The 12,236-nt window shown below is 65.6% G+C and carries 11 protein-coding genes; all 11 read left to right on the top strand.

Features of this window, described 5'->3' with window-relative positions; all coding sequences use genetic code 11:
• The first annotated feature begins 117 nt into the window (after positions 1-117).
• The 11 genes from BLU29_RS14740 (at position 118) to BLU29_RS14790 (ending at position 12,192) form a co-directional block, all read left to right on the top strand.
• Positions 118-870, top strand: coding sequence for a GntR family transcriptional regulator (locus BLU29_RS14740; protein ID WP_091059457.1), 753 nt, complete (start codon positions 118-120; stop codon positions 868-870).
• 246 nt (positions 871-1,116) lie between these two features.
• On the top strand, positions 1,117-3,237 hold the full coding sequence (locus BLU29_RS14745) for a TonB-dependent receptor plug domain-containing protein (protein ID WP_172830278.1): 2,121 nt from the start codon (positions 1,117-1,119) through the stop codon (positions 3,235-3,237).
• Positions 3,238-3,315: 78 nt separating this feature from the next.
• The gene (locus BLU29_RS14750; protein WP_091059463.1) at positions 3,316-4,548 is read left to right on the top strand and encodes a mandelate racemase/muconate lactonizing enzyme family protein; all 1,233 of its coding nucleotides are present in this window, start codon (positions 3,316-3,318) and stop codon (positions 4,546-4,548) included.
• Between the two features lie 24 nt (positions 4,549-4,572).
• The gene (locus BLU29_RS14755) at positions 4,573-5,541 is read left to right on the top strand and encodes a 2-hydroxyacid dehydrogenase (RefSeq protein ID WP_091059465.1); all 969 of its coding nucleotides are present in this window, start codon (positions 4,573-4,575) and stop codon (positions 5,539-5,541) included.
• An 8-nt stretch (positions 5,542-5,549) separates the two neighbouring features.
• Positions 5,550-6,755, top strand: coding sequence for a mandelate racemase/muconate lactonizing enzyme family protein (locus tag BLU29_RS14760; protein ID WP_091059468.1), 1,206 nt, complete (start codon positions 5,550-5,552; stop codon positions 6,753-6,755).
• 8 nt (positions 6,756-6,763) lie between these two features.
• Entirely contained in the window at positions 6,764-7,762 is a 999-nt protein-coding gene (locus BLU29_RS14765; protein WP_091059471.1) for a D-2-hydroxyacid dehydrogenase, read from the top strand.
• A 28-nt stretch (positions 7,763-7,790) separates the two neighbouring features.
• A complete protein-coding gene (locus BLU29_RS14770; protein ID WP_157693913.1) occupies positions 7,791-8,246 on the top strand; it encodes a YhcH/YjgK/YiaL family protein in 456 nt (151 codons plus the stop codon).
• A 42-nt stretch (positions 8,247-8,288) separates the two neighbouring features.
• The gene (locus tag BLU29_RS14775; RefSeq protein ID WP_157693914.1) at positions 8,289-9,020 is read left to right on the top strand and encodes an SGNH/GDSL hydrolase family protein; all 732 of its coding nucleotides are present in this window, start codon (positions 8,289-8,291) and stop codon (positions 9,018-9,020) included.
• 4 nt (positions 9,021-9,024) lie between these two features.
• On the top strand, positions 9,025-9,933 hold the full coding sequence (locus BLU29_RS14780; protein WP_091059478.1) for a dihydrodipicolinate synthase family protein: 909 nt from the start codon (positions 9,025-9,027) through the stop codon (positions 9,931-9,933).
• Between the two features lie 27 nt (positions 9,934-9,960).
• Positions 9,961-11,175 (top strand): mandelate racemase/muconate lactonizing enzyme family protein, encoded by a 1,215-nt coding sequence (locus BLU29_RS14785; protein ID WP_091059481.1) that lies wholly within the window; start codon positions 9,961-9,963, stop codon positions 11,173-11,175.
• Positions 11,176-11,181: 6 nt separating this feature from the next.
• Positions 11,182-12,192 (top strand): D-2-hydroxyacid dehydrogenase, encoded by a 1,011-nt coding sequence (locus tag BLU29_RS14790; protein ID WP_091059483.1) that lies wholly within the window; start codon positions 11,182-11,184, stop codon positions 12,190-12,192.
• The last annotated feature ends 44 nt before the right edge of the window (positions 12,193-12,236 follow it).

Raw genomic sequence — 12,236 nt, forward strand, 5'->3', positions numbered from 1 at the left:
ACCCGGCCAAATAGCGCTCGCCCCAATGCCCGTTTTAACTAAAAACGATCCGGTAAACCCATGACCGGATCTTAAAGCAGTTGAATTTCCTGTATACATTAGTATGATTGCATCAAGATGAAAAGCGTCAACACCGATGTCGCCTACGACTACATCCGCAAGCGTATCCTGAGCGGCGAATATCCTCCCGGGCATGCGTTGATGACTGAGACGCTCTCGAAGGAGATCAAGGTCAGCCGCACCCCAGTGCGAGATGCGCTGCGCAAACTGGAGACGGACGGCCTGGTCACAATCCGGGCCCACCTGGGCGCGAGCGTGAAGAAAATGGAGCTGAAGGAATTTCGAGAGATGTGTGACCTTCGCCTTGCGCTGGAAAGCCATGCCGCGGGCTTGGCCGCCTTGAATCACACAGACTCCGACCTGAGCGAAATCCAGTATGCGCTTGAAGCCATGCGCCAGCTGACCGAGGAAATCATTTCAGTTCCCGCCGTCAAGGAGCGGCCCCTGCTGAACGAGTTGGTGCGGGAGGATGTCCGTTTTCACATCGCGATCATGACCGCGGCGAAAAACGATCTGATGAAGAAGGAAATTCTTCGGCTGCACCTGCTCAACCGCGTCGTCTCGGGCCCTACGACCGGCGAAAAGGCGCCGGTCAAGAAGACGGACACCGATGCGAGGCGGCGCCTGGTGCTCGCGAAGCACGGCGATATCTACAAAGCCATCGCAGCCTCTGATCCTGTTTCGGCCAAGCGTGAAATGGAATTCCATCTTCAAGAGCTGATCGATCACAATCTTCGGATACTGGCACGCGCGGAGAGCGGCCATCTTGCGCGAGATTTGACGCCCGAGGAGCTGGCCTACGGCGCCTGAGTCCCTCCGCGCAGGCAATTTTTGCGGGCAAAAGCCTTTGCCGGGCGGCAAGGGCTGGATGCCGGATGCGGTTTCGCACAGAATGCGGTTGACACAATTACACCGCGGTATGAACGTGTATACAGTGATGACAACGAACACCTCTCTGCATCCCAAGTCACCTAAATGACCACAAACAAACCCTACGCTGCCTTGCTGCGGCGCCTGCTAGTTGCGTGTGCGGCCCTGCTTGCCGCCTCTATCCCCGTGTTGGCTCAGACCGTCGCTCCGGAAACTGCGACCCCGCCCAAAGAACCCGCCCTCCAGTTGTCGAAGTTCGAGGTCCGGTCGACCCAGGACACCGGCTACATCGCGAACAACTCCGCGACGGGCTTCAAGACGAACCAGGAGCTCATCAAGATTCCGCAGTCGGTCACGGTCGTCACCCGCGACCTGATCGATGATATTGGCGCGACCAAGACCTCGGATGTCCTGCAGTTCGCCGGCGCGTCGCAGTTTTACCGCGGCGAATCGATCCGGCTGCGCGGCGCCCGCACGCTGAATGCCTACCTCGATGATGCGATCGAGAACGTGCCCTACAGCGACAATGTCGACATCGACTCGTATGAGGTCATTCGCGGTCCGGCGGGCGTGCTGTATGCCAACGCCAGCGTCGGCGGCGTGGTGTTGAAGGCGACCAAGAAACCGCTGCCCTATGCGCTGGATAAGATCAATTTTTCGATCAACGACTGGGGTCAATACCGGTCGGAACTCGACGCGACCGGACCGCTGGGTGAGCTCGGTGATGCCAAGATCTCCTACCGCATGGTGGCCGCCGTGCAGGGGGGCAACAGCTACTTCAAGAACACCAAGGACGACCGCCTGGCTTTGCATCCGACCTTCGAGGTTGATTTCAAGAACACCACCGTGCGGTTTGCCGTCGATTACATCGACCTGACCAATATCGCCGGCGGGCAGAACTTCGTGCTTCCGGATGGCACGCTCTACACCGGCGCGGGCCGCGACGAGGGCTATTACGCCAAGGGGATCATGGAGAATCACAAGCAGCTCCGCGAACGCGTCGCCATTCTCCACCGCATGTCCCCGAACTGGGAGTCGAAGACCTCGATTTCCCACCTCAAGTATGAGCGCAAGGGCACCAACCTCCTGCCGGTCGCCCTCGATCTCACGAACAACACCTTTACCCTCTTCGCGCGCCGCAATTACCAGCGCGCCGAAAACTGGGTGCTGAACCAGGACTTCCTCGGCAACTACCACATCGGGCCGATCGAGAACCAGACGGCGGCCGGCTTCACCCTGACCGACGAATACGTCCGCGCCGCCTTCACCAACAGCACCACGTTCGGCACCAACGGCCGGCAGGCGTTCAACATCGCCGACCCGCAGCTGGACAGCGTGGTCGTCCCGACCTATGATTCCTACATTCCCGTCGCGTCGACGGGCAGCTGGACCAACAACCGGCGCTCCACCTTTTACGTGCAGCAGCAGGCCACCGTCATCCCCGACCGCGTGATCCTGGTTGGCGGCGTGAGCCGGGCAACGCTCCAGATCAACGATGTGCCGGCGGTTGCGGCGCGCCTGTCCGCCGGGGGCACGCGCATCGTCAGCTTCGACGAGAACCTCCACCGTTACGGCGTGGTGATCAACGCCACCAAGGACATTGCGTTTTTCGCCCTCGACTCCACGACGTTCGCCCCGCAGGGCAACAGCAACACCCGGGACATCAACGGCGTCCTGCTCCCCGCCCAAGTCGGCACGGGCAAGGAGTATGGCATCAAGACGGCGCTCTTCGGCGGCAAGCTCTCCGCGACGATCTCGCACTTCGACACCAGCCTCACGAACGTGGCCGTGCTGCAGGGCGGGATAAGTCCCGTGACGGGGTTGTTGTATTTCGCGGCGAGCGGCGTGCAGAACCAGGTGGGCTGGGACGGCACCGTCGCCTGGTCGCCGATTCCCGAGTGGCAGATCCTGGTGACCGGCTACAAGGGCACGGTAAAGGACCAGAACGGGGTCACGGTGAACAACAGCTACAGCAGTCTCTACAGTTTCTTCACCCGGTATGATTTCAAGAACGACACCTTCAAGGGTTTCAGCATCGGCGGTGGCGCCAGCAAGACGGGCGGCAACATCTTCACGAGCCTGGGCGGCTACACGTTTCCCGTGGGCGTGACGCAGCCGTCCATCACCCTCGAGTCCGTGTGGAACGCCAGCATGTTTGTCTCATACAGATACAGCAAGCACTGGAACTTCCGCCTGAATGTCACCAACCTGCTCGACAAATCGTTCGCCATGGGCGCCCAGAGCCCGCTGTACGTCGACGCCAGCCCTCCGCGGACCTACCAGTTCACGGCGGCCTACAGGTTCTAGCCCAATTCAGTCCACGCTTCACTTTCCGGGTCGCCCGGAAGTGAAGCTTTTTTTCGTCCGCTTCCGGTTCCGCCCGTCATGAAAATCACCGACATCAGGATGATGCGTTTGTGGGGCCCGCGCAACCACGGGGTGGGTGGGGGCACTGCGTCCATTGCGAAGGTGGTCGTGCGGGTCGACACCGACGTCGGCCTTTACGGGCTCGGCGAAGTGGACGACTTCATGGGCGTGCGCCAGGGCATCGCCTACATGCGCGAGTATTTCCGGGGCCGGGATCCCTTCACGATCAATGCGATCGTGTCGGAGATGCTCTACGGCACGCAGGCGCCGAATCCCCCGGGCACGCGGCGAGGCCCGATGGCGGGCAATATCATCCCCATCAGCATGTGCTCCCCGACCGCCACACCGTGGGGACCGGCGGTCTGGGCGGCCAGCGGCGTGGAGATCGCCCTGTGCGACTTGGTGGGCAAGGCCCTGCAGACACCCGCCTACAACCTGCTCGGGGGAAAATTCCGGCCCGCCGCGCGCGTCTATCTTGACCGCAGTTCGCCCGCCGATGTCACCGACCTGGCCGCCTGGCAGCGGATGGCGGCTGAGACGGTCGCCTCCGGTTTCACGCAGATGAAGTTCGACATCGATTTCATGGCTCCGGAGTGCGTGCCCGATGTGTGGAACCGGACGCTTTCGCTCCGGCAGATCAACCGCATCGCCGAGCGCCTCGGCGTGGTGCGGCAGGCCGCCGGCCCGGATTTCGAGATCTGCGTGGACTGCCACATGCAATACAACACGCCCGATGCCATCCGCCTGGCCTCGGCGCTGGCCCCGCTCAACCTGCTCTGGCTGGAGGACCCGGTGCCGATCACCAATCCTGATTCCTGCGCCGCGGTTCGCGCCAGGAGCCCCGTCGCGATTTGTGTCGGCGAGATGTTCATCGCCGAGCAATTCCGGCTCTTTGTCGACCGCCAGGCCTGCGATATCCTGCACCCCGACGTCCTCTTCTGCGGCGGCCTGCATGAGCTGAAGCGCATTGCCGACTACGCCGAGCTGCACCACCTGCCCGTCGCTTTTCACGGCAATGGCGGTGCCATCGCCACCATCGCCGCCGCCCACGCCGGCGTGGCGGCGCGCAATTTTCTCGGGCTCGAATACCACTTCATCGAGACCCCGTGGATCGGCGAGTTCGCCCGGCGCGACGGGCCGTTGTTCCGCGACGGCCACGTGGTGCTGAGCGACGCCCCGGGCCTGGGCCTCGAGCTCGACCGGGAAGTCTGCCGCCGGCACCTCGCGCCCGGGGAGTCGCTCTTCGACTGACCCGCCATCCCCGAGTCGAAAGTCATGAACCGCCGCCCCCTGCAGATCGCTGTGCACCGCAATTTTCTCCCGGAACTGGAGCAACAGCTGGCGGTGCCCCACGTCCTGCGCGACTTTGCGGGTCTCGGCGACAACGCCATGGCCGCCCTTCTCGCGGAGGCCGATGTGCTCGTGTCCGGTGCCTACCCGGCGGCGTGGCGTCCGGCCGGCGGACCCTTGCGCCTGATCCATTCCACGGGCGCCGGCGTCGACGGGATTGACTTTCCCGGTGTGCCGGCGGGTTGCCTGGTGTGCAATGTGTATGGCCACCAGCGGGGCGTGGCCGAGCAGGCGTTCATGCTCATGCTCGCGCTGCACAAGGGGCTCTTGGGGCTTGATGCGGCGCTCCGCCGCGGCAACTGGACCCCGCAGCGGCCCTACCTGCCGGAAATGCGGGGGCGCCGGTTGCTCGTGCTGGGGCTCGGCCACATCGGCCGCGAGCTGGTGCATTGGGGCCGGTTTCTTGACATGGAGGTGACGGTGCTGACGCGCACGCCCGCGCCCGAGCGCGCCCATGGCCTCGGTCTGCGCGCTTTCGGTGGATTCCACGAACTGGCCTCGCACCTGCCGGCCGCCGACTTTGTCGTCGTGGCGATTCCCGCAGCGGAGGGCACGGCCAATCTGATCGGCCCCGCCGAATTCGCGCTCATGAAGCCGGAGGCCTTCATCATCAACGTCGGCCGCGGCCCCGTGATCAACGAGGCCGCGCTTTACGAGGCGCTGCGCACGCGGCGCATCGCCGGCGCCGGCCTCGACGTCTGGTATCAGTATCCGGCCCCCGGGCAGGACCGGATGCCCGCGCGGCTGCCGTTCCAGGAATTGGACAACGTCATCATGACACCCCACAAGCCCACGGCCGAGACCATGGCCTATCGCTGGAAGCAAATCGCCGCCAATATCGGCCGCCTGGCGCGCGGCGAGCCGCTGGCCTGCGTGGTCCACGCTGCCGCCTGATTCGCGCCATGAAAATCACGCAGGTCACAACCCATCTTCTCACCACGCGGTGGAAGGACGACCCGTCGTTCCCGCAGTCCGCGCATTCCACGGCCGTGATCCGGCTGCAGACCGACCGCGGCATCGACGGGCTGGGCGAATGCACCTGGGGCTATTTCGCGCCCGATGCGGTGCCGGCCATGGTCAGTTATTTCGAGCCCGTGCTGCTCGGCCAGGACCCGCTGGACACCGCGCGGCTGACCCGCGCGCTGACCGACGATTCGGTGTGGTGGGCACGCGCGGGTGCCGGGCGCAGCGTGATCAGCGGCCTCGAGCTCGCGCTGTGGGATCTCAAGGGCAAGGCGCTGGGCCTGCCGGTCTACCAGCTCCTCGGCGGCAAGGTGCGCGACCGGATCCCGGTCTACGCTTCCGGCGGCCCGGCGCTGTGGCCGTTGGACGAGACGGTGCGCAAGGTCGAATCCTACCTGAAGCGCGGCTATCGCACGGCCAAGCTGTCCACCGGCCTGTTCCGGCTGCCGCCCGCGGCGGCGGGGCACCAGGCGCGGCTCGAGGCGGTCCCGTTTCCCTTTGCCAGGAAGATCGAGGTGCTGGTGGAGTGCTTCACGCGCCTCCGCCGCGAGTTCGGCGACACGATGGACCTCGCGATCGACGGACACCAGGGCGGGGTACCCAACCCCATGCCGGTGAGCGAGGCCGTGGCCATCGCCGAGGCGCTGGCGCCTTTCCGGCTCCGCTTCTACGAGGAGCCGTTGGCTTACACCAACCTCGACGGCTACTGCGAACTGCGCGCCCGCTCGCGCATCCCGATCGCCGGCGGCGAGAGCCTGTGCGGGCTCGACCAGTTCCATCCCCTGATCATGCGGCAGGGCGTGCACCTGGTCCAACCCGACATCGGCTTTGCCGGCGGCCTGCAGGAGACCGTCCGCATCATCCATCACGCCGAGGCCTGCAACCTCGGCGCCGCGCTCCACACCGGCGCGTCGATGGGACCCTCGCTGGCGGCCTCCTGGCACCTTGCCGCGGCCAGCCACTCCGTCGAATGGCTGGAACACGTGTTCGCGGGCAAGACCATCCAGGACGACCTGTTGCTCGATGCCTTCACGGTCACGGACGGCACGGTCGGACTGCCGACCGCGCCGGGATTGGGCGTCCACCTGCCGCCGGCGCTGCTCGACAAATACCGTTTTGTCCCTCGTTCGGGGGAGCGCACCTGACATTCCCCATGCGGCTCCTGCTCAACGCGACTTTCAGGTTCACCCCGGCGCAGCGGACGGCGCTGCAGGCGGCGTGGCCCGGCCTTGAGATCGTCGAACAGTTCGCCGCAGATCCGGACCTGCTGGACGGCGCGGGGGTCGCCGTGCTCTGTACCGAGCAGGTGCCGCGCAACCTCGCCGCGTGGCCGAAGCTGCGCTGGGTGCAGTTGCTGTCCGCCGGGGCCAACCAGTTGCTGGGCCATCCTATCCTGACGACGCCGCTGCCGGTCACGACCGCCAGCGGCACGCACGGAGTGCCCATTGCGCAGTATGTGACCTGCGCCGCCCTGATGCTGGCGCACCGCATGCCCCAGCTGCTGGAATTCAAGGCCTCGCGACAGTGGCCCAACCGCCTGGCCCTCGCGGGCAGCACGCTGCGCGGCCGCACCGCGGGCATCCTCGGCTACGGTAGCATCGGCCGCGAGTGTGCGCGCCAGCTCTCCGCGCTGGGCCTGAACATCGTGTGCCTCAAGCGCGACCCGGCCGAGCGCGCGGACCGGGGCTACAACGCCTGGCCCGGCACCGGCGATCCCGAGGGCCGGATTCCCGCGGCCTGGTTCGGCCCCGACCAGCTGGCGGAGATGCTGCCGCAATGCGATCTCGTCGTCGTCACCCTGCCCAGCACGCCGGCCACCACCGGCAGCATTGGTGCGCGGGAACTCGCCCTCTGCCGGCCCTCGGCCCACCTCATCCTCATTTCCCGCGGCGGCATCGTGGCCGAGCCTGCGCTGGCGGAGGCACTGCGGGCCGGCCGGCTGGCCGGCGCGGCGGTCGATTGCTTCGTGCAGGAACCGCTGCCGCCGGACCACCTGTTCTTCGCCGTGCCCAACCTCATGCTGACGCCGCACATGTCCGGCGTCTACGACGGCTTTTGGCCGGCGCTGAACGGCCTGCTCCGGGAAAACCTGCAGCGCTTCCAGGCCGGTCGACCGCTGCTCAATGAAGTCAGCCGCCAGCAGGGCTACTGACCTGCACGACTTCCACCCCCTTTCCTCCATGATACTCGACACCCTCGTCCAAGCCCCGCAATACAACGCGCTGTCTCCCCGATTCGCCCCGGCGTTCGCCTTTCTCCGGCAGGTTCACGAAAGCACGCCTCTCGGGCGACATGAGATCGCCGGCGAGGAGGTGTTTGCCTTCGTGCAGCAGCATGCCACCAAGCCGGTGGCCGAGCGGAAGTTCGAGGCGCACCGCAAGTATATTGACATCCAGTATATCGTGCGTGGTCGCGAGCTGATCTACTGGGCGCCGCTCCCGCTGCTCACGACCGTGACCATGCCCTTCGATGAGAAGATGGACGCGGCGCTCTTTGCCGGCATTCCCGAGGCCGTCCCCTTGCAGCTGCGGCCGGGGCATTTTGCGATCCTCTTTCCTGCGGACGGTCACGCCCCCTCCTGCGCCTGGGAAGAGCCGACCGAGGTCCTCAAAGTGGTCGTCAAGGTCATGGTCTGAGACATGCTCCGGGCTGCCATCCACAGCAAACCCCTGCTTCCCATGAAAAAATACCGCACCTTTGCCACCTGCGCCGGCCTGTTGACGGCGGCGATTCTCGGAGCCGCCACGCCCGTCGACCTGGCCAAAATCGGCATGAACCAGCCGCTGGACCCCGCGCTGCGGCCGGCGCTGGCGGACGTGCCGGACCGGGCCGGGTTGCCCCGCGTGCTGCTGATCGGCGACTCCATTTCCATCGGTTACACGTTGCCGGTGCGGGCCCGGCTGGCCGGCCGCGCCAACGTGCACCGGCCGGGCGAGAACGCCGGCCCCACGGTGCTCGGAATCGAGCGCCTCGACGCTTGGCTCGGCGCTGGTCCATGGGCGGTCATCCATTTCAACTTTGGTCTGCACGATCTGAAGTATCTGGACGAACAGGGCAATTACGTGTCGCCCGCTCGCAGCCGTCCGGTCGCAACTCCGGAGCAATACGCGAACAACCTGCGGGTGATCGTGGCGCGCCTGCGACGCACCGGGGCCCGCTTGATTTTCGCCACCACGACGCCCGTGCCCGCCGGGACCCTCGGCCGCCTCGAGGGCGGCGAACAGGCCTACAATGCGGTGGCGCTCCAGGTCATGCGGGAGAACGGCGTCGCCGTGGATGATCTTGGCGCCTACGCCCGCGCACACCAGAAGGAGATCCAGCTGGCGCACAATGTCCACTACACGTCCGCCGGCTACGAGGCCCTCGCGGACCTGGTCGCCGCCAGCATCGGGAAGTCCCTGAACCCCTGAAAGCATGACCACCCCCGCCGAACCCCCGGCCGCCATTCTGGCCACGGCCGTCGTGCCCTGGAACGAGCGCTACGAATTTGACGAGGCGACCTTCCGCCGGCAGGTTCACACCATCGCCCGCCATCTCACGCGGCATATCTATGTGTTCGGTACGGCGGGGGAGGGCTACGCCGTCAGTGAAAGCCAGTTCGACCGGATTGCCCGCGCCTTCTGGGCGAGCGCGGCCGAATGTCAGGCCGAGCCCATGCTCGGCGTCATCTCGCTTTCGCTGCCGACCATCATCGACCGCATCCGGCGCGGCCGCTCGCTGGGCTTCCGCATCTTCCAGCTTTCGCTGCCGTCCTGGGGCGTGCTCAACGATCGCGAGCTCGACGCCTTTTTTGCCGAGACCTGCGGCCGGTTTCCGGATTGCCGGTTTCACCACTATAATCTGCTCCGCACGAAACGTCTCCTGACCTCGGTCGAATACCGCCGCCTCGCCGCGGCCCACCCCAACTTCGTCGGGGTAAAGGCGAGCACCGCCGATCCCGCGGTCCTCGCCGACCTGCTGACCGTCTCGCCGCGCCTGCGCTTTTTCTTCACGGAAATGGGCTATGCCATCGCGCGGCGCACCCACGAGACCGGCCTGCTGATCTCGCTGGCCTCGGTGAATTACCGGCGGGCGAAGCAGTTCGTCACGGGGACCGACGCGCAGCGCGAGGCGGATGTGGCGGATTTCCGCGCCATGGGCGCGACGCTGCAGGCGATCAGCGCCAACCGCTTCCACATCGACGGCGCCTACGACAAGATGCTCTTCCGTATGTCCGATCCCGCGTTTCCGCTGCGCCTGCTGCCACCCTACGCCCATGCCACCGAGGAGGATTTCGCCCGTTTCAAGGCGGCGCTGCCGGCCGGTTGGCGGAACGACACCTAGTCTCCCGGGGATTCAAATTCGCATTCCATGATCATCACCGATGTCCGCACCACGCTCCTGACGGGGCCCTCCACCAACGATCCGTTTTTGCGCGAGGCGCGCAAACTGCGCAGCGCCGCGTTCATCGAGATCACCACCGACGGGGCCTTGGTCGGCATCGGGGAGACTTACGCCGGTTACTTCTGTCCCGAGACGGTCCCGGCCATCGTTGATTTCTTCCGCCCGATTCTCGTCGGCCAGACGGTGGACGACATTCCCGAACTCTGGCGCCGGATGTATCAATGCGGCAATTTCTGGTGCCGGGTCGGACTGGGGGCGATCGTGATCAACGGCATCGAGGCCGCGCTCTGGGATTTGAAGGGCAAGCAGCAGGGTCTGCCGGTCCACGCGCTCCTGGGTGGCAGCAAGCACCGCCGGCTGGCCTGTTACGCCACGGGCGGGCCGAGCAACTATCCCAAGGAGAAGCTGGCCAAGAAAATGGACCATTACTTTTCCCTCGGCTTCCGCGGGCTCAAGGTGGGCGCCGGCAGTTACTCGGTGGAGAAGGGCTGGTATATGCCGCAGGCTCCGGCCGAGGCGGCCGAGTTTGAGGGGGACAAGGCGGCCTTCATGCGCGCCCACGCCGGCCCCGAGGCGTGGCTGATGATGGACGGTCACATGGGCAACAGTCCCCACGGGACCTGGACGGTCGAAATCGCCAAGGCCGTGATGAAGGCCGTCGAGCCCGCCAACCTTTTTTTCTACGAAGAGCCGCTGCACTACACGGATCCGTGGGGTTACGCCGAGTTGTGCCACGCCACGTCGGTTCCGATCGCCGGGGGCGAGTGTCTCACGGCGTCCTACGAGTGGCGCGTGTTCGCCGAGCAGGACAGCTTCGATATCGGCCAACCCGACGCTTCCTTCACCGGCGGGTTGGGGGAATTCATGGCGGTGGCGAAGATGATGGCCGATCGCGGAAGGAAAATCGCCACGCACGCCTGGGGGGCGGGTGGTTCGCTGATGCAGAACATCCACGCCGGCTTCGCCGCGGAGAACACCTGCATCCTGGAGATTCCGCCCGACTATGCCGGCCTGCACTCCGACCTCATCGATGGCGGGCTGGTCATCAAGGACGGCCACGTCCTGCCGCCCGAGCGGCCTGGTTTTGGTGTGGTGCTGACCGACGAAATCCGCCGACGCTACCCGTTCAAGCCCGGCAGCGGCGAGTTCAACAGTGTTCCGGGCAAAATCCTCCGCGACTGACCGGCCATGAAGATTATCGTCGACGTTCCGGTCGAGGACCCGGTGGTGGCACAATTACGGGCGTCTGGGCGCCATTGTTTCGAAGTGCTGACTCCGCCGGCGGAATCAGCCCGCGTGCTACCCGCGGAACTCATCGCCGATGCCGACGTGCTGTTTTGCGCGGTCCCGCCGGCGAATCACGCGGAGATGCGCTCGCTCCAGTGGGTGCAACTGGCCTCCACGGGTTACACCCAGCTCTTCGGGCTGGACTTGCCGGCCCGCGGCGTGATCGCCACCAATTGCCGGGGCTGTTTCGATGTGCCAATCGCGGAGTGGAACGTCGCGATGATGGTCAATCTGGCGCGAAACTTCCGGCAGATGATCCGCAATCAAGAGGCCGCGGTTTGGGACCGGGCGGCCATCTTTCAGCGCGAAATTCGCGGGCTCACCCTCGGCCTGTGGGGCTATGGCGGCATTGGGCGCGAAACGGCCCGCCTGGCGCGGGCCCTGGGCTTGCGCGTCCATGTGCTCACCCGCAACGGCGTCGGCCCGCGGGAGGAAGCCTACACGGTGGCCGGCACGGGTGATCCTGACGGCGTGCTGCCGGACCGCGTATTCCGCAAGGGGGACGAGATGACCTTTCTGGGCGGACTGGACTTTTTGATCGTCGCCATGCCGCTCACGAAGCAGACGGAGGGACTGATCGGCGAGCGCGAGCTGCAGGCTTTGCCCCGCCACGCCTTTCTGCTCAATCCGGCCCGCGGGCCGATCGTGCGCGAGGAGGCGCTGCTGCGCGCCCTGCGCGAGGGCTGGATCGCAGGTGCGGCCATCGACACGCACTACCGCTATCCGACGCTGCCCGATCATCCGTTGTGGGGTTTCCCCAATGTGATCTTCAGCCCCCACATCTCGGGGTCCAGCCTCAGTCCGCATTTCAAGCGCCGGCTATGGGAAATCTTCGCCCAAAACCTGGCGCGCTTCGATCAAGGCCGTCCGCTCCTGAATGTCATCACGCCCGCCCAGCTGGCCGGAGAGTAGACGAGCGACGCCGGAACCATCCGGTCGGGTCAGGTCCTCGGTCC

This window comes from Opitutus sp. GAS368, from assembly GCF_900104925.1.
In the GTDB taxonomy this organism is placed as follows: Bacteria; Verrucomicrobiota; Verrucomicrobiia; order Opitutales; family Opitutaceae; genus Lacunisphaera.